The organism is Sphingomicrobium aquimarinum (assembly GCF_039655735.1).
GTDB lineage: Bacteria > Pseudomonadota > Alphaproteobacteria > Sphingomonadales > Sphingomonadaceae > Sphingomicrobium > Sphingomicrobium aquimarinum.
Window position 1 is genome coordinate 410,110 of sequence record NZ_JBBYXH010000002.1, and the last position, 17,743, is coordinate 427,852.

Sequence of the window (17,743 nt, forward strand, 5' to 3'; positions counted from 1 at the left end):
GCAGATCTTGACGACCATATCGAACCGATATAAAAATGATATCAGAAAAAAGGAGATTCTGATGGCACATATGGAAGAAGGGCGGCTGGTTGCGAGCGATGAGCGCAGCGCATCGACATTTAGCGGATATCCGGTGTTGATCGTTCTGCTGGCACTGGCCGCCGCGGAGGCCTGGGCGGTAAGCCAGGTGGTCGGCTGGGGCGGCAACTTGATGACCCACATCGGGCTCGTCGTCTTCCCGATCCTGTTCATCGCGGTCGCGATCGGCTTCTACATGCTGCAGCCCAACCAGGCGTCGGTCATTACGCTTTTCGGCACCTACAAGGGTACCGACCGCACCGACGGGTTGCGCTGGGTTTGGCCGTGGCTCGGCAAGCACAAGGTGTCGGTGCGGGCGAACAACTTCATCTCGGACCGGATCAAGGTCAACGATTCGCGGGGCAACCCGATCGAGATGGCGGCGCAGGTCGTGTGGCGCGTGGTCGATACGGCGCAGGCGGTGTTCGACGTCGACGATTACAAGGAATTCGTGCGCGTGCAGGTGGAAGTCGCGATCCGCACGGTCGCCTCGCGCCACCCCTATGACGATTTCGACACCGACGATATCACGCTGCGCGGGCATCTGGAGGAAGTCGGTCTCGAACTCTTGAAGGAAGTGCGCGAGCGGCTGATGGTCGCGGGCATTACCGTCGACGAATGCGGCTTCACCCATCTGGCCTATGCGCAAGAGATCGCCTCGGCGATGCTGCGGCGCCAGCAGGCCCAGGCCGTGGTCGCGGCGCGGCAGACTCTCGTGCATGGTGCGGTCGGCATGGTCGAGATGGCCTTGGAGGAATTGTCGGCCAAGGACGTGGTCGAGCTGGACGACGAGCGGCGCGCGGCGATGGTCTCGAACCTGATGGTCGTGCTGTGCGGCGAACGCGATACGCAGCCGGTGGTCAACGCCGGCAGCCTGTACAGCTAGGGTTCGGGAACCCCGTTCGATGGCATCCAAGCGCAAGGCCTTTCCGCTTCGTCTCGATCCCGCGCTCTACGCGGCGATCGAGCGGCTTGCGGCGACGGAGTTGCGTTCGGCCAACGCCGAGATCGAGATCCTGCTGCGCGAGGCGTTGAAGGCGCGCGGCGTCACGCTGGAGCCGCCCAAGCCCGTGAAACGCGGGCGACCGCCCAAGAAGGAGAATGACGGATGATGATGAACCGGATGGCGCGCGATTTCAGCCCCGCCAAGAAGCGACTGATGGTCGGATTGTTCGGCCTCATCCTGATTGCCGGCCTTTTCGCTGCGGCGCTCGCGCGATGAGCCCCGGACCGGACGAGGGTTGGTTCTATGCCAAGCGATACGGTTTCGGCTCGGGGCCGCCGCGCACGTGGCAGGGCTGGCTTGTAACGGTGATATTCATCGGTGGGGCGATAGCGATGGGAGTGCTGCTGGCTGACCGTGATCCGCTGCTCTTCGCCGCCCTGTTCGTACCCTGGGTGGTCGCGTTCATGGTGATTGCATGGAAGACGACAAGCGGCGGTTGGAAATGGCGTTGGGGCAAGGAGGACGAGACATGGTGATGATGGCAGCGATGGTGGGAATGGCGATGGCGGCGAGCGAGCCGGTAGAGGTGCAGATCGCCGGGCCGGAAGGGCCGGTCGTTGGCACGCTGAGCGGACCCGCCGACGGGGCCGCAATGATCCTCATCCCCGGCTCGGGACCGACCGACCGGAACGGCGACAATCCCATGGGTTTGACGGGCGGCGTGTTCGTCCAGCTCGCCGAGGCGCTCAACGAACAGGGCATCGCCGTGCTGCGTTATGACAAGCGCGGCATGTTCGGATCGAGTGCGGCGATCACAGATGGCAATGCCGTGACGCTAGGCGCCTATGCCGATGACGCGCGCGGGTTCGTCGACCTGCTGCGCGAGCAGGGGCGCGAGTGCGTGTGGCTCGCCGGCCATTCCGAAGGCGGAGTGGTGGCACTGACCGAAGCGGCGCGAAACCCGGAGGGCCTGTGCGGCGTCTTGCTGCTCGCGACACCGGGGCGTCCCCTGCTCGACGTGCTCGAGGAGCAATTGTCGGCGCAGCTTCCCCCCGCGATGATGGGCCCGGTCGGAGACGGGCTGGAAAGCCTTCGCGCTGGCAAGACCTTCGACGTCGAAACGCTCGCGCCCCCCTTGCGCGCGATGTTCAATCCCGGTGTGCAGCCCTATCTGATCGATGTCGGCAACACCGATCCAGCCGACTTGGCGGGGCAGATCTCCGTGCCGATGCTGATTCTCAGCTTCGATGAGGACATCCAGGTCGTGGAAGCCGACGCCGACGCGCTCAGTGCGGGACAACCCGGGGCGACGCGTGTGGATCTTCCGGGCGTGAACCATGCATTCAAGCCGGTCGCGGCGGGTGCGGATCGGATGACGAACGTAGCGACCTATGCCGATGCGCATTTGAAGATCGACCCGGCGATTGCCGACGCGATCGCAGCCTTCGTGAAGACGCGCTAGTCCTCGTCGCCGTAGATGGCGACGCGGCGCTGACCTTCGCTGGTGGCGCTGCCGCGGTACATGCCAGGGGTGTCGAAGCTCCAGCCGGGCGTGCCGTCGGTGCCGAGGTAGATGACGCCGCCCGAGCCACCGAGGTCGCGGACCTGCGTGATTGCGCTGTCGGCGATCGCCTGCACGGTTTCGAGGGCGAGGCGTGCATCTTCGGTCTTGCAGACGGCGTCGGCGGGGCAGGGACCGGTGGCATTGCCGGCCTCGACCGACATGATGCGCCGCGTCGCCTGCATTTCGGAGCAGATCATGTGCGCGACGGCAAGGCGGATGAAATATTCGCCCGTCCCGGTGGCCGAGACGCCGCAGCGATCGGTGGCATAGGTACCAGCGCCGATGATCGGCGCATCGCCGATCCGGCCCCAGCGCTTACCGGTCATGCCGCCGGTCGAGGTGCCCGCGGCAATGACGCCGTTCTTGTCCATTGCGACGGCGCCGACGGTGCCGAACTTGTGGTCGATCTCGAGCTGGCTGACCTTTTCGCGCTCCATGGTGGCCGCCTTGAAGCGCTCGAGCGCGTTGCGGCGTTCGGGGGTGGCGAAATAGGCAGGATCGACCTGCTCGATGCCGCGCTCGGTGGCGAATCGGTCGGCACCTTCGCCCGAGAGCAGAACATGGGGGCTATCTTCCATCACCGCGCGCGCAGCGAGGATGGGATTCTTCGTAGTCGAGACGCCCGCGACCGCGCCGGCCGCGAGCGTGTCACCGCGCATGATCGAGGCGTCGAGGCTGTTGGTGCCTTCCCAGGTGAAGACCGCGCCCTTGCCGGCGTTGAAGTTCGCATCGTCCTCCAGCACCATAATCGCGGCCTGCACCGCATCGATGCTCTCGCCGCCCGCTTCGAGCACCGCACTTCCCGCCGCGAGCGCCTCGGCGAGCTTGGCGCGGATTTCGGCGTCCATTTCGGGCGTCATGCTCTCGCGCCGGATAGTGCCTGCGCCGCCGTGGATGACGAGGCTCCACTCGCGAGCACTGTCCTGGGCGACGGCCGTCGACGGTGCGGCAGCGGGATGGGCGAGGAGCGCAGCGAGCGCGAGAAGGGTGCGGATCATGGATCGCAGCCTAGCGCGCCTGCCGATGAAAGCCAGTCATGACCGTTACCAGGGAATATCCTCGCCGTCGTACGCGACGAAGCGGCCCGTGTTCTCCACACTCGTCTCCTCGATGCGCTCGCGGAGGCCGCTGACGCTCGTCTCGGTGTCGATCAGCGCATTCTGGCCGCCCATGTCGGTCTGCACCCAGCCGGGATGGAGCATGACGACGGCGATATCCTCGTCCTTCATGTCGATGGCGAGGCTCTTCCACGCGGCGTTCACCGCGGCCTTGGACGAGCGATAGGGGATCGATCCGCCCGAACCGTTGTCGGCGATCGAGCCCATCTTGCTGGTGAGGACCGCCATCGTCTTCTTGTCGGAAGCGGCGACGCGGTCCTTCAGACGCTGGGCGAGCAGGGTCGGGGCGATAACGTTGATCTCAAACAGGTTCAGCCAGCCGTCGCGTTCGGGCTGGCGCGGACCGTAGATCCCGGCATTGTTGATGAAAACGTCGATGGGGTCATCGCCGATTTCGGCGAGGAAGCGGTCGACCTCGCCCGAGTCCGCCACGTCGAGGCGGTGGGCGCGGACGTTGTCGAGCAGGTTGAGGTCGGCGATGTCGCCCTGGTCCCGCGCGGTCGCGATCACGTCCCAGCCGTCGGCGCTATATTGTTCGGCCAGTTCGCGGCCGATGCCGCGGCTGGCGCCGGTGATAAGGACGGTGGGCATGATGGTTTCTCCCCGAAATTGAATGAGTGGTTCGAGGCAGTGAACGGGGCGGGCGGGGCGATAGGTCCCTCAGCGGCGCTGCGACCACCATCGCCAGACGAGGAACAGCGCGATTTGCACGACGAGCAGCGCGCCGCAGGTAATCACGACGATCCAGAAGGCGTGGATGTCGTTGGTACCCGGAATGCCGCCGACGTTGATGCCGAGAAGGCCGGTGAGGAAGCCTAGCGGCAGGAAGATCGAGGCGACGAGGGTGAGGAGGTAGTTGGTCTTGTCGCTGCTGGCGAGCGCGCGGGCGCGCAGTTCGTCCTGCAGCACGACGGCCGATTCCATCGAGACGTCGATATCGTCGAGATAGCGGCGCAGGCGCTCGATCGTCTCGGCGATCTCGCGGCGATCATGCTCCTCGAACCAGGGGAGGGAGGCCTTGGCGATCGCCTCGAGGGCGCCATGCTGCGGGCCCATGTGGCGCTTCAAGGCAAGGCAATTGCGGCGGATGGCGCTGGTGCGCGCCAGGATCACATCGCGTTCGTCGTCGATATCGGCATCCTCGAGGTGATCGATCACGTCGTTCATGTCCACGATCGACTTGTTCATCCGGGCGATGATCTGTTCGACGAGTTCGGTGACGAGCGCGCCCGCGTCGGTCGGGCCGCTCCCCGAATCGACTTCGGCGAGGACGTCGCGCGGGGTCTGCAGGGGTTCGCGGCGGAGTGTGACGAGGCGGCTGCCGTCGGACCAGAGCTGCATCGAGATCATGTCCTCGGGCTCGGCACCCGGATTGAAATTGATTCCGCGAAGCACCGCCACGAGCTGGTTGCCGTCGCGATAGGCGCGTGGACGGTTACCGTCGTCGGTGAGCATTTCGGCGACGGGTTCGGGCAGGCCCAGCGTCTTCTCGAGCCAGGGCTCTGCCTCCTCGTGCGTGCGACAGATGTGCAGCCACAACACCTCGCCCGCGTGCTCGGGGACCCAGGTCTTCGCCTCTTCCCAGCGCACGGGACGACCGCCGCCCTTGCCATCGAGCACGCGCCCGAACAGCAGCGGCCCGTCCTGATCGTCGCGATGATCGGTTGCGTCCATGCGCCCTAAAATGCGCATTGCGTGCAAGGATTGGCAAGCGTCATTGGACTGCCACGCGAGGACGTCTATATCATCCCCATGTCCTCACTTCGTCCGTGGCGCCAGATCGAGCGCCGACAGTCCCGACAGATCATGGTCGGCAAGGTCCCCGTCGGGGGCGATGCGCCGATTTCGGTGCAGACCATGACCAACACGCCGACCTCCGACGCCAAGGCGACAATCGACCAGATCCGCCGCTGCGAGGAAGCGGGGGCCGACATTATCCGAGTGAGCTGTCCCGATACCGATTCGACCGCGGCCATGACCGAAATCGTCAGGGCCGCCGAGGTGCCGATCGTCGCCGACATCCATTTTCACTACAAGCGCGCGCTCGAAGCGGCCGATGCGGGGGCGGCGTGCCTGCGCATCAATCCCGGAAACATCGGCTCGGACGAGCGGGTGAAAGAAGTCATCCGCGCGGCCAAGGCCAACGGCTGCGCGATCCGCATCGGCGTCAATGCGGGAAGCCTCGAGAAACATCTGCTCGAAAAATATGGCGAGCCTTGTCCCGAAGCGCTGGTCGAGAGCGCGATGGACCATATCAAGATTCTGCAGGACCATGATTTCCACGAGTTCAAGGTGGCGGTGAAGGCGTCGGACCTGATGCTCGCGGTGGCGGCCTATTCGGAACTGGGCAGCCAAGTCGACTGCCCGTTGCACCTCGGCATCACCGAGGCGGGCGGGCTGATCGGCGGCACGGTCAAATCGGCGCTCGGCATCGGCTCGCTGCTCTGGGCGGGAATCGGCGACACGATCCGCGTGTCGTTGTCGGCCGAGCCCGAGGAAGAGGTTCGGGTGGGTTTCGAGATCTTGAAGTCGCTGGGGCTGCGCAGCCGCGGCGTGCGGGTGGTGAGCTGCCCGAGCTGTGCGCGGCAGGGCTTCGACGTCATCCGCACGGTTCAGACACTGGAAAGCCGCCTGCAGCATATCAAGACCCCGATGAGCCTGTCGGTGCTGGGCTGCGTGGTCAACGGGCCGGGCGAGGCGCGCGAGACCGACATCGGAGTGACCGGTGGCGGCAACGGCAGTCACATGGTCTATCTCTCCGGCGTCAAGGACCATCACATCGAGAACGAGAGCATGGTCGATCATATCGTGAAGCTGGTCGAGGAAAAGGCGGCGAAGATCGAGGCGGGCGAGGCGGAAGCCTTCGTTCCCGCGCACTGAGGAAAAACCAGCGTCGAGGAGATGAAATCATGAAGCGTATCGTGATCGGAATTGCAGGCGCGCTCGCGCTCGCGGGATGTGGTGGCGCGGGGAGCGGTGTGTCCTCCGCTTCGGCGCCCTCGGCGGCGATGTACGAAGAATCCGCGGATGCCTCGGCCGATGTCGAAGCGGCGTTGGCGCGCGCGCAGGCGTCGGGCAAGCGCGTGTTGCTCGCCATGGGGGCCAACTGGTGCTCCGACAGCCGTGCGCTGGCCGGCTGGCTCGAAAGTCCGCGCTTCCAGGCGCTGATCGAGGACAAGTACGAGCTGGTGTTCGTGGATATCGGCGCGCCGGGTCACGGTCGCGGTCGCAATCTGGATATCGCCGAGCGGTACGGCCTCGACAGCGTCGCGGGTCTCCCGAACCTGCTGGTGCTCACGCCCGACGGCACGCTGGTCAACGGCGAGAGCGCGAAGTCGTGGCGCAATGCCGAGAAGCGTTCGGGTGACGCGATCTACGCCGAGCTGGTCGCGCTCGCCGACAAGCCCGTCTAAGGCGAACCGCCCTGCTGCACGTCGTCCATCATGTCGACTATATGCAGCCAAAGCCCGAGCGGGGGACGTTCCGGTTCGACAAGTATCAGCTTGTCATGGTGGCGCTGCGCGAAAGCGGCGTCGCCATGACCGAGCATGCCCCTCCCGCCATGACGCGCGCGTGGCTGGAGGCGGTGCATGATCCTGCCTACGTGGCGGAAGTGTTCGAGGTTCGCGTTCCACGCGACAAGGAGCGGCGGATCGGTTTTCCGGTAACGGCGCGGATCCGCGACCGGGTCACGCACACCAATGGCGGCACCTGGGCCGCGGCGAAACTCGCGATGGACCATGGCTATGCCGCGAACAGCGCGGCGGGTTCGCACCACGCGCTCTGGGATACGGGCGCCGGCTACTGCGTCTTCAACGATCTCGCGGTGGCCTCCAACAGGCTGATCGCCGAAGGCGATGCCGACCGCGTGCTGATCGTCGATCTCGACGTGCACCAGGGTGACGGGACCGCAAGCCTTACCGCCGGCCGGCCCGATATCTTCACCTTTTCGATGCACGCCGAGAAGAACTTTCCGGTGCGAAAGGCCGCCAGCGATCGCGACGTCGGGCTGGCCGACGGCACGGGCGACGGTGCCTTTCTGGAAACGCTGGAGCGCGAACTCGAACCCATCCTCGACACCTTCAGGCCCGATCTCCTGCTGTATCAGGCGGGCGTCGACCCGCACGAACAGGACAAGCTCGGCCGGCTGGCGCTCAGCGACCGGGGATTGGAGGCGCGCGACCGCTTCGTCGTGAATGCGGCGCGGCGACGGGGCATCCCTGTCGCCAGTGCGCTGGGTGGGGGTTATGGCGACGATGCGCGCAGGGTCGCCGATCGCCACGCGGCCTCGATGATCGCCATGGCGGACGAGAACGCGCGCTTTTAGCATTTCTTCACGCCCCACCGCGTAGGACGCGCGATGATGAAAGGCTTTTCCGTCCTCGTTATCCTCTTTGCGCTGATGGTCGCGTTCGGCGCGCGCGAGGTCGAGCTGGGAGCAGGCGAAGAAGAAGCGGCGGACGTGGAAGTCGTCGATGCATGGGCTGCGGCGCGCGCCGAGGCCAAGGAAACGTCCTCGGCGGGCGCGAGCACGGCCTATTCGACCGGCCCCGTCACCTTCGACCGCGGTGCGGGCGGGCATTTCTATACCGATGCGCAGATCGGCGCCGCGAGCGTGCGCTTCCTCGTCGATACGGGCGCGACGGGCATCGCGCTTACCGAGAAGGACGCACGCGCAATCGGCATCGCGCTCAATCCCTCGCAGTATCGGATCGTCGGGCGGCAGGTCTCGGGCCATGTGCGCGGGCAGATGGTCGTCCTTCCAGAAGTGCGGGTCGGCCCGAAGAACGTGCGTGACGTCGATGCGGTGGTGATCGAGGGAGCGACGATGAACCTCTTGGGCCAGAGCTTCCTCACGCGCGCCGGGAAGATCGAGATGGACGGCGAGAAAATGGTGCTGCGCTAGCTGGCGCGACGACGTCATTTGCGGCAAAGCCCGCGCGCCATGTCCCGCGCCGCCAATCCGCCGATCGCTTTCATCATCGCCGTGCTCGGCGTGGGCTGCCTTGCGGGCATGGACGGCGCGGTCAAGACCATCAGCCTCGATGTCGGGGCGTTCGATGCCCTGTGCTGGCGGCTGCTCGCCTCGCTACCGCTCGCGGGGGCGATCTACCTGTTCGGCAGAAAACAGGCACCGACGCGCGCGGCGATGAAGCTGCATCTCATGCGCGCCGCGATCGGCGTCCCGATGGCGCTTCTGTTCTTCTCCGGGCTGGAGCGCGTTCCCATGGCGCAGGCCATCGCGCTCGCGTTCCTCGCGCCGCTGTTCGCGCTATTCTGGGCGCGGCTCTTCCTCGGCGAAGAGGTCGGTCGCGGTAGCGTCGTGGGAAGTCTCGTCGCCTTTTCGGGAACGCTCGCGATCTTCTTCGGCCAATCGCAAGCGGACATGGGGCCGCAAGCCTTCTGGGGCGCGACGATGATCCTCGGTTCGGCGCTCTTCTACAGCATCAACATCATTCTCATGCGGCGGCAGGCGCAGGAGGCGGACCCCGTCGAAGTCGGCTTTTTCCTCTACGCCTTCATGGCGGCGGGCTTCTGGGCGATCGGCGGGCTGCGCGGGGGCGTGACCTATCCGCAAGGGACCGAAGTCGCGATCGCGACAAGCGCGGTGACGGGGGTGGTGGGGTCGATCCTGCTCGCCTGGGCCTATCGACGGGCAAGCGCGAGCTATCTGAGCGCGAGCGAATATGCGGGCTTTCTCTGGGCAGCGCTGTTCGGCTTCGTCCTCTTTGGCGAAATCCCGCTGGGCTGGACCGTCGCGGGCGGAGCGGCCATCATCCTCGGCGTCTGGCTCGCCTCGCGCCCCGCACCGGCGGGACACGAGATGATCGAGACCTAGCGCGCCGGCTCGAGGCTGGGCGCGATCGGCGCGAGCTCGAAGCTCGACGGCGCGAACGTCGGCTCGGCGAAGGGGCCACGCGCGGCTTCATAGGCTGCGCCGAGCGCAAGGATCGCGGGGTCGTCCCACTTGGTGCCGACGAAGGAGAGCCCGACAGGCAGGCCCTTCACCAGCCCCATCGGGACGGTAAGATGCGGGTAGCCTGCCCATGCCGCCAGATAGCCGGCGCCGCCGCCATGCCATGAGTCGCCGTGGACATGGTCGATGAGCATCGCGGGCGCAGTTGTCGGAAAGATGAGCGCGTCGAGGTCGTTCGCGGCGAGCAACCGGTCGATGCCGTTCTTGCCCGACCATTCGAGGTTGGCCTTGACCTTGTCGCGATAGGCCTCGTCGAGCCGCGTCGCCTCGGATTTCTCGAAGATCGACTGGTCGAAGATCGACAGTTCGCGACCGTTGGCGGCATTGAAGGCAATGAGATCGGCGAGCGTGCGGGTCGGCACTTGGCGGGCGTCGGTCGAGGCGAGGTAGCTGTTGATGCCGTCGCGAAACTCGGCGAGCAGAATATCGTAGCTGGTGCTGCCTTCCAGTTCTTCCGCGCCGATTTCCTCGATGCTGACGAGAATCGCGCCCTGTGCTTCGAGCAAGGCCTTGGCCTGTGCGAACGCCGCGTCGGTGCCGAAGCCGGTCGCAAATTCGAGCACGCCGAGTCCTTTGCCCGCTAGGCTCGCGCCCGCGAGCGCGGGGACGAATGTGCCCTTGTAGCGGTCGGAGGGCGCGGTGGCGGGGTCGGCCGGGTCGCTTCCGGCCATGGCGTCCATCATCTGTGCGGCCTGGCGCACCGTGCGCGTCATCGGGCCGGCGGTATCCTGCGTGATGCTGATCGGCACGACATGGGTGCGGCTGATCATGCCCACCGAAGGCTTGAAACCGACGATCCCGTTCATGGCGGCGGGGCAGGTGATCGAGCCATTGGTCTCGGTGCCGACGGCATAATCGGTATAGCCCGCCGCGACCGCAGCACCCGAGCCGGAGGACGAGCCGCAAGGGCTGCGGTCCATGGCCCAGGGGTTGAAGGTCTGACCGCCGACGCCCGACCAGCCCGAGTTCGAATTCTCGCTGCGGAAGTTCGCCCATTCCGACAGGTTCGTCTTACCGAGAATGACGGCGCCCGCCTCACGAAGCCCGCTGACGAGCGGGGCATCGCGTCCGGCCACGTTCCCCGCGAGCGCGAGGCTGCCCGCGGTGGTCGGCAAGGGGCCCGCAGCCTCGATATTGTCCTTGAGAAGCACGGCAGCGCCGCGGAGCGGAGCGTCGGCACGGCGAGCCTCGATGGCACGGGCCTGGTCCATTGCGGTAGGGTCGATCGCCAGCACGGCCTGCAAGTCGGCATCGCGCGCTTCGATGCGGGCCAGCGCGCCCGACACCGCAGCGATCGCGCCGTCGCCTGCTGGAGCGACGACCTGCCGTTCGACCATCGGTCGTTCATCCGATGCGCAGGCCGTTAGTAGAAGTCCGCACGACAAAGCGGCGAGAAGTGTCTTTTGCTGCATGGCACCAACCCCAACGACATAACGTTACAAGGGGACGATTGCAGGCCGCGCGGCAAAAGACCAGACGCCATGCTCCCCATCGAATAGGATTGCCCCCAATGTTCCTGACCCAGACCGCGCTCGGCGCGATCGCCGCGATGCTGATGCAGGAGGCGCCCGCCGTGGCCGACCAGCCGCAGCCGGAGCCGCAGGCAGCTCAGCCCCAACCCGAGCAGGAAGCGCCCGTCGAGGACGTCCCGGCGGACGAGGACACCATCGTCATCACGGGACAGCTGCGCGGGCAGGTGATCGGCGATGTCGAGCCGATTACCACGCTCGATGCGCGCGACATCAGCGCAACGGGCGCGCGCAACGTGTCCGAACTGCTCGAGGCGCTCGCTCCCGAGATCGGCTCCAACCGCGGGCGCGGGGGCGGCCGACCCGTGTTGCTGGTTGACGGACGACGGATTTCGGGTTTCCGCGAATTGCGCGACCTGCCGAGCGAGGCGATCGAGCGTGTCGAGGTGTTGCCCGAGGAAGTGGCGCTGTCCTACGGCTACCGCGCCGACCAACGGGTCGTGAATTTCGTGCTGCGAGAGAATTTCTTCTCCACCACCATCGAGATGGAGGCACGCGCGCCGACCGATGGTGGTCGTGCGGGCGGCGAATTCGAGGTCGATCGGCTGATGTTGTCACCCGGCAAGCGCACGACCTTCAATTTCGACTATGAAACGGACGGCGCGATCACCGAGGACGAGCGTGACGTAGCGCTCCAGCCGATCGAGGCGCTGGAAGGCGATATCGACCCGCGCCCGTTCCGCACGCTGGTCGGCAGCAGCGAACAATTGCAGCTCGGCACCGTCATCAAGCGTCCCTTGGGCAGCGCGACGGCGACCATCAACGCCGAAGTGCAGGAGCAGGTCGGCCAGAGTCTCAACGGGCCCGCGGTAGCGCGCTTCGACGTCCCCGCCGACAGCCCGTTCGCCGACGGGACGGCCTTCGAGATCATCCGCGACACCGATTTCGGCGTGTTGCAGCGCGACCGGCGCACACGTTCGGGAGCGTTGGCCTTTATCGTCAACTCAGCGCCCGGCGACTGGCTCTGGTCGTCGAACGGCACACTCGACGTCTCCGAAACGCGCACGCGCACCGATCGCGGCGCCGTGATCGACGTCTTCCAGGACCGGATCGACGCGCTCGACGCGACCTTCGATCCGTTCGGGCCGCTGGCCTTCGATCTGCGCCCGCGCGACGAGGCGCTGTCGACGAGCCTGCAGGCGGTGCTCGACGGGCAGCTCAACGGATCGCTGCTCGAGCTTCCGGCAGGCGACCTACGCACGACGTTGCGAGGCGGGGTGAACTATCTCTCGATCGACAGCCGCGACAATTTCGGCGGCGCGCTCGAGGAGGTGTTCCTCGATCGGACGCGCCTGTTCGCGACCGCGAATCTCGATATTCCGCTGCTCGAGGAAAGCGCCATCGGCGATCTCGGCGCGAGCCTTGCGGGCGAGGTCGAGGACCTTTCCGACTTCGGCACGCTCACCGTGCTCAACGCGGGGCTGAACTGGCGTCCGACACGGCGTTTTTCGCTGCGCGGCAATTACACGCGCGAAGAGGGTGCGCCGTCGCTGTCGCAGCTTGGCGATCCGCGCACGGTTGAGCCGCTGGCGCGCGTCTTCGACTTCACCACCGGTGACACCGTGTTCATTCCGGTCACGACGGGCGGCAATCCCGACCTTCTCGCCGATACGCGCGCACTGTGGAGTCTTGGCGCCAACTGGGAATTGCCGATCGATAATGACGATCTGGGGATCGACCTGCGCGCTGATTTCGTATCGGCCCGGATCGAGAACCAGCAAGGTGGCTTCCCGTCGGTTTCGCCCGAGATCGAAGCTGCGTTCCCCGACCGCTTCGTGCGCGACGATCTTGGCCAGCTTGTCGCGGCCGATTTCACGCCGACGAATTACGCGCGCGCGAGCCGGGATTCGCTGCGCTACGGCTTTACGTTGCGCCATTCGATCGCGCCCAAACCGCCGAGCGCGGAGACGATCCAGCGTTTCCGCGACCGGTTCCGCCAGCAACGGCAGGCGCAGGCTGGCGGCGAGCGTGGGCTGGGTGAGGGACGGCAGGGCCCGCCCGCATCTGGACAGCAGGCCGCCGGGCAGGGACAGCCGCAGGCCGAAGGACAGCAGCAGGCCCAAAATCAGCAGGCCCAGAATCAGCAGGGCCAGCAGCAAAACCAGGAGCAGGCGCAGGGACAGCCTCAAGGCCAGCAGCAAGGTCGGCAAGGGCAGCGGGGCGGTGGTGGTCCGCGGGGCTTCGGCGGATCGCAGGGTCCGCGCGGCGGGCGCCTCTGGGCCTCGGTCACGCACGAGATCACCTTCAAGGACGATTTGCTGATCGCCGAGGGCGGACCCCTGCTCGATTATCTGGATGGCGATGCCGCAGGCGGGCTCGGCGGTCGCTCGCGCCACAAGCTGGAAGGCCGCTTCGGGCTCTTCAACAACGGCTGGGGCGCGCGGGTGAATGTCGACTGGCAGTCGGCGACCAGCGTCGACACCGGCGTCGGGCGCCTCGATTTCGACGATTACGGTACGTTCGACATCAATCTCTATGCCAACCTCGGCGAACAGCCCGACCTGCTCAGCCGTCAGCCTTGGCTGCTGGGCACCTCGCTCCAGCTGGGCATCGACAATGTGCTGAACGAGCGCCCGCGGGTGACCGACCAGGACGGCTTCACGCCGCCCAACTACCAGTCGGCGCTGCTCCGTCCCGAGGGGCGGGTCATCAAGCTGGAAATCCGCAAGCTGTTCGTGCCGCCGCGTTTCCTGCGCCAGCAGTTCCAACGCGCACGCGGAGGCTAGCGCTTTACCCGCTCGATCGCGTCGCGGACCACCTGATAGGCATCGTCGCGGCCGCCCCAGCGGCCGATCCGCACCCACTTCTCCTTTTCGAGATCCTTGTAGTGGGTAAAGAAATGTTCGATCTGCTCGGTCACGATGTGCGGCAGGTCGGTGTAGTTCTCGACCTTGTCGTAATAAGGCGACACGCGGGTGACGGGCACGGCGAGGAGCTTCTCGTCACCCCCGGCCTCGTCTTCCAGATGCAGGACGCCGACGGGGCGCGCAGCGATGACGGTGCCGGGCAAGAGCGACCAGCGGGTCATGACGAGGCAGTCCAACGGATCGCCGTCGTCGCAGAGCGTCTGCGGGATGAAGCCATAATTGGTCGGGTAGCGCATCGGCGTGTGCAGGATGCGGTCGACGACCATCGCGCCGGACTTCTTGTCGAATTCATATTTGACGGGTTCGCCGCCGATCGGGACTTCGATGAAGACGTTGAGTTCTTCGGGCGGGTTGTCGCCAACGGGGATAAGCTCGATGTTCATGGCGCGCGCCTTAGCGCCGGGGGCGCGGCGGGCCAAGGTGAAAAGGGCTTCAAAGCGCGGGGCTTAGCGACTAACCGCTCAGGCCATGAGCAAGTTACGACCCATCAAGGGCACGCAGAGCCTGTTCGGCGAGGAGGCCGAGCGCTTCCACCATGTCGTCGAGACCTTCGACAGGGTGCGGCGCCTCTACAATTTCAGCCGCGTGGAAGTGCCGATGTTCGAGGCGACGGGCGTGTTCGCGCGGACGATGGGCGAGACGAGCGATGTCGTTTCCAAGGAAATGTGGTCGTTCGAGAGCCGGAGCGAGGGCTCGGTCACGCTTCGGCCCGAATTCACCGCCGGAATCGCGCGGGCCTATCTGTCCGAGGGCTGGCAGCAACATGCGCCGATGAAGGTCGCGACCCATGGCGCGGCGTTCCGCTACGAGCGGCCGCAGAAGGGGCGCTATCGCCAGTTCCACCAGCTCGACGCCGAAATCATCGGAAGCGCCGATCCGCTGGCCGATGTCGAACTGCTGGCGATGGGGTCGCAGCTGCTGGAAGAATTGGGCATCGGCGAGGTTCGGCTGAAGCTGAATACATTGGGCGATGCGGAAAGCCGCGACAGATGGCGTGCGGCGCTGGTCGAGCATTTCAGCGCGCATCGTGAGGACCTGAGCGAGGATTCGCAGGACCGGCTCGAGCGCAATCCGCTGCGCATCCTGGACAGCAAGGACCCACGCGACCGCCCGTTCGCCGACAGCGCGCCGAAGATGCACTTGTCGGGCGAGGCGGAGGATTTCTTCGGCCGCGTGAAGGCGGGGCTGGATGCGGCAGGCGTCGCCTACGAGCTCGACCCGCATCTGGTGCGCGGGCTCGACTATTATCGACACACGGCGTTCGAATTCGTCACCGACCAGCTGGGCGCGCAGGGCACGGTCCTTGCGGGCGGCCGCTACGACGGATTGATCGAGCAGTTGGGCGGGCCGGCGACGCCTGCGGTTGGCTGGGCGGCCGGTATCGAGCGGCTGGCGATGTTGCTCGACGGCGATGCGACGCGGAAGATCGATGCCGCGGTGCTCCCGATGGGTGACAAAGCGCAGGGTTTGGCGGTCGCGGTCGTGACGGCCCTTCGCAAAGCGGGCCTCGCTGGCGACCTGTATGCGAGCGGCAAGATCGGCAAGCGCATGGGACGCGCCGACGAGGCGGGCGCACTGGCGGCGATCATCATCGGCGACGAGGAGATCGATGCGGGCGAACTGCAGGTGAAGGTGCTGGCGACGGGTGAACAGATGGCCTTGGCGCCCGCCGCGGCCGTCGAGCGGCTGACCGAACTGGCGGTGGATCGCCAGATGCGCGCCGTCCTCGGCAGCGACGAGGAGGAATAGACGATGGCCACCATCTCCCCCGAGCGCGTCGACGCGATTCTCGCCAAGAAGGACGATCTCCAGACGCGCATGAGCGCGGGCGATCTCGACCCGCAGGACTTCGTCAAACTGTCGAAGGAATATGCCGAAATCGAGCCGATCGCCGAAAATGCTGCTGAACTGCGGCGGCTGCGCACCGAGAAGGCGGACCTGTCCGACATGCTCGCCGACCCCGAGATGCGCGAGATGGCCGAGGAGGAATTGCAGGCGATCAACAAGGCGCTGCCCGAAGTCGAACGGCGCATGGCGGTGGCGCTGCTGCCCAAGGACAAGGCCGACGAGAAGCCTGCGATGATCGAAGTGCGCGCCGGTACGGGCGGCGACGAGGCGGCGCTGTTCGCGGGCGATCTGTTGCGCATGTACCAGCGGTTCGCCGAGGAGCAGGGCTGGAAGGTCGAATTGATCAGCGCCAGCGCGTCCGATGTCGGCGGCTACAAGGAAGCGGTCGCCTCCGTGAAGGGCAACAGCGTGTTTGCCAAGCTGAAGTTCGAGAGCGGGGTGCACCGCGTGCAGCGCGTGCCCGCGACCGAAAGCGGCGGGCGGATCCATACGTCGGCGGCAACGGTCGCGGTGCTCCCCGAGGCCGAGGAAGTCGACGTACAGATCGACGAGAAGGACTTGCGCATCGACGTCTTCCGCTCCTCTGGCCCTGGCGGTCAGTCGGTCAACACGACCGATTCGGCGGTCCGCATCACGCATATTCCGACCGGGATCGTCGTCAGCCAGCAGGACGAGAAATCGCAGCACAAGAACAAGGCCAAGGCGATGAAGGTGCTGCGGACGCGCCTTTACGAGCATGAGCGCGCGATCGCCGACGCCGAGCGTTCGGGCGCACGCAAGTCGATGGTCGGCTCGGGCGACCGATCCGAGCGCATCCGCACCTACAATTTCCCGCAAGGGCGCGTGACCGACCATCGGATCAACCTTACGCTGCACAAGCTCGATGCGGTGCTCGAGGGGGTCGCGCTGTCGGAACTCATCGAGGCGCTGATTGCCGAGGACGAGGCCGAGCGGCTGGCGGGGCTCGAAGAGGAAGCGTGAGCGCCGCGCGACTGGCGCGGGCGACGGCGCGGCTGGCGAGCACCAGCGACACGCCGCGGCTCGATGCCGAACTCTTGGCGTCGCATTGCCTCAGCATCGAACGCGAGGCGTGGTTGCTCGATACCGCGCGCGCCCTTCCCGAAACTTTCGAGACCCTCATCGAGCGGCGCGCCGGCGGAGAGCCCATTGCCTATATTACCGGGCGCCGAGGCTTCTGGACGATCGATCTGGAGGTGGGGCCGGGCGTGCTGATCCCGCGTCCCGATAGCGAGACGCTCCTCGATGCGGCGGCGACCCATTTCGCCGAGCGAGCGCCGACACGCGTGCTCGATCTCGGCACGGGGCCGGGGACATTGCTTCTGGCGGCGCTGGACGAATGGCCGGAGGCGACGGGCGTCGGGGTGGACGCGTCCGGGGCGGCCTTACGCTATGCGCGTCGCAATGCGGAGCGGCTGGGCATGGCGGCGCGGGCGGCGCTGGTGCAGGGCGACTGGGCGGAAGGAATCGACGAAACGTTCGATCTGGTTCTCTCCAATCCCCCCTACATCGCGGAGGCCGATCCCGATTTGTCGCGCGATGTCGCGGCGCACGAACCGCGCGAAGCGCTGATCGCCGGCGCCGACGGTCTGGACGATTATCGCCGGCTGGTGCCTCGGCTGCCGTCGCTTCTGGTGCGTGGCGGTCTGGCAATCGTCGAGATCGGCCATCGGCAGGCGGCGGACGTCGCGGCGCTTTTCGAGGAGGCGGGAATGCACCCGCGCGTGCACCGCGATCTGGCGGGCCGCGACCGGGCCGTTTCGCACGTCGCGGACGGCAGGTCTTAAAAAAGGTTGGA

At 66.2% G+C, this 17,743-nt stretch carries 18 protein-coding genes; 13 read left to right on the plus strand and 5 right to left on the minus strand.

Features of this window, described 5'->3' with window-relative positions; genetic code table 11:
* Nucleotides 1-61: 61 nt before the first annotated feature.
* The 4 genes from WJS89_RS08185 to WJS89_RS08200 all read left to right on the plus strand — a co-directional run bounded on the left by WJS89_RS08185 (nt 62) and on the right by WJS89_RS08200 (nt 2,486).
* Nucleotides 62-964: an SPFH domain-containing protein gene (locus WJS89_RS08185; RefSeq protein WP_431993918.1), complete on the plus strand. Its 903-nt coding sequence runs from the start codon at nt 62-64 to the stop codon at nt 962-964.
* A gap of 19 nt (nt 965-983) precedes the next feature.
* Complete coding sequence (locus WJS89_RS08190; protein WP_346340454.1) at nt 984-1,190, plus strand: type II toxin-antitoxin system antitoxin; 207 nt, start codon at nt 984-986, stop codon at nt 1,188-1,190.
* 106 nt (nt 1,191-1,296) lie between these two features.
* Nucleotides 1,297-1,560: a hypothetical protein gene (locus tag WJS89_RS08195; protein WP_346340455.1), complete on the plus strand. Its 264-nt coding sequence runs from the start codon at nt 1,297-1,299 to the stop codon at nt 1,558-1,560.
* On the plus strand, nt 1,554-2,486 hold the full coding sequence (locus tag WJS89_RS08200) for an alpha/beta hydrolase (protein ID WP_346340456.1): 933 nt from the start codon (nt 1,554-1,556) through the stop codon (nt 2,484-2,486). Before WJS89_RS08195 ends, WJS89_RS08200 begins: the two co-directional genes overlap by 7 nt.
* Here the strand turns inward: WJS89_RS08200 and WJS89_RS08205 are convergent.
* From WJS89_RS08205 to WJS89_RS08215, 3 genes are all read right to left on the minus strand, one after another.
* Nucleotides 2,483-3,586: an isoaspartyl peptidase/L-asparaginase family protein gene (locus WJS89_RS08205; RefSeq protein WP_346340457.1), complete on the minus strand. Its 1,104-nt coding sequence runs from the start codon at nt 3,584-3,586 to the stop codon at nt 2,483-2,485. The two genes, WJS89_RS08200 and WJS89_RS08205, sit on opposite strands and share 4 nt — an antisense overlap.
* 45 nt (nt 3,587-3,631) lie before the next feature.
* Nucleotides 3,632-4,297, minus strand: a complete 666-nt coding sequence (locus WJS89_RS08210; protein WP_346340458.1) for an SDR family oxidoreductase — start codon at nt 4,295-4,297, stop codon at nt 3,632-3,634.
* Nucleotides 4,298-4,366: 69 nt separating this feature from the next.
* On the minus strand, nt 4,367-5,380 hold the full coding sequence (locus tag WJS89_RS08215; RefSeq protein WP_346340459.1) for a zinc transporter ZntB: 1,014 nt from the start codon (nt 5,378-5,380) through the stop codon (nt 4,367-4,369).
* A gap of 78 nt (nt 5,381-5,458) precedes the next feature.
* Here WJS89_RS08215 and ispG point away from each other — a divergent pair, with 78 nt between their 5' ends.
* From ispG to WJS89_RS08240, 5 genes are read left to right on the plus strand one after another with little or no spacing between them, the layout of a single operon-like run.
* On the plus strand, nt 5,459-6,586 hold the full coding sequence (gene ispG, locus WJS89_RS08220) for a flavodoxin-dependent (E)-4-hydroxy-3-methylbut-2-enyl-diphosphate synthase (protein ID WP_346340460.1): 1,128 nt from the start codon (nt 5,459-5,461) through the stop codon (nt 6,584-6,586).
* A gap of 29 nt (nt 6,587-6,615) precedes the next feature.
* Nucleotides 6,616-7,119: a thioredoxin family protein gene (locus tag WJS89_RS08225; protein WP_346340461.1), complete on the plus strand. Its 504-nt coding sequence runs from the start codon at nt 6,616-6,618 to the stop codon at nt 7,117-7,119.
* Nucleotides 7,120-7,160: 41 nt separating this feature from the next.
* A complete protein-coding gene (locus tag WJS89_RS08230; protein ID WP_346340462.1) occupies nt 7,161-8,033 on the plus strand; it encodes a histone deacetylase family protein in 873 nt (290 codons plus the stop codon).
* A 33-nt stretch (nt 8,034-8,066) separates the two neighbouring features.
* Entirely contained in the window at nt 8,067-8,612 is a 546-nt protein-coding gene (locus WJS89_RS08235) for a retropepsin-like aspartic protease family protein (RefSeq protein ID WP_346340463.1), read from the plus strand.
* Nucleotides 8,613-8,651: 39 nt separating this feature from the next.
* A complete protein-coding gene (locus WJS89_RS08240; protein WP_346340464.1) occupies nt 8,652-9,545 on the plus strand; it encodes a DMT family transporter in 894 nt (297 codons plus the stop codon).
* Here the strand turns inward: WJS89_RS08240 and WJS89_RS08245 are convergent.
* Nucleotides 9,542-11,095 carry an amidase gene (locus WJS89_RS08245; RefSeq protein WP_346340465.1) on the minus strand — a complete coding sequence of 518 codons (1,554 nt, stop codon included), beginning with the start codon at nt 11,093-11,095 and terminating at the stop codon, nt 9,542-9,544. The two genes, WJS89_RS08240 and WJS89_RS08245, sit on opposite strands and share 4 nt — an antisense overlap.
* Before the next feature lie 98 nt (nt 11,096-11,193).
* Between WJS89_RS08245 and WJS89_RS08250 the strand changes: the two genes are divergently transcribed.
* Nucleotides 11,194-13,938: a TonB-dependent receptor plug domain-containing protein gene (locus WJS89_RS08250; protein ID WP_346340466.1), complete on the plus strand. Its 2,745-nt coding sequence runs from the start codon at nt 11,194-11,196 to the stop codon at nt 13,936-13,938.
* Here WJS89_RS08250 and ppa read toward each other — a convergent pair.
* Nucleotides 13,935-14,462 (minus strand): inorganic diphosphatase, encoded by a 528-nt coding sequence (gene ppa, locus WJS89_RS08255; RefSeq protein WP_346340467.1) that lies wholly within the window; start codon nt 14,460-14,462, stop codon nt 13,935-13,937. The genes WJS89_RS08250 and ppa overlap by 4 nt on opposite strands.
* Nucleotides 14,463-14,547: 85 nt before the next feature.
* Here ppa and hisS point away from each other — a divergent pair, with 85 nt between their 5' ends.
* Genes hisS through prmC form a run of 3 tightly spaced genes read left to right on the plus strand, consistent with a single transcriptional unit; the run spans nt 14,548 to nt 17,732 of the window.
* Nucleotides 14,548-15,828 (plus strand): histidine--tRNA ligase, encoded by a 1,281-nt coding sequence (gene hisS / locus WJS89_RS08260; RefSeq protein WP_346340468.1) that lies wholly within the window; start codon nt 14,548-14,550, stop codon nt 15,826-15,828.
* A 3-nt stretch (nt 15,829-15,831) separates the two neighbouring features.
* The gene (prfA, locus tag WJS89_RS08265) at nt 15,832-16,908 is read left to right on the plus strand and encodes a peptide chain release factor 1 (RefSeq protein WP_346340469.1); all 1,077 of its coding nucleotides are present in this window, start codon (nt 15,832-15,834) and stop codon (nt 16,906-16,908) included.
* Nucleotides 16,905-17,732, plus strand: coding sequence for a peptide chain release factor N(5)-glutamine methyltransferase (gene prmC, locus WJS89_RS08270; RefSeq protein ID WP_346340470.1), 828 nt, complete (start codon nt 16,905-16,907; stop codon nt 17,730-17,732). Before prfA ends, prmC begins: the two co-directional genes overlap by 4 nt.
* Nucleotides 17,733-17,743 lie beyond the last annotated feature (11 nt).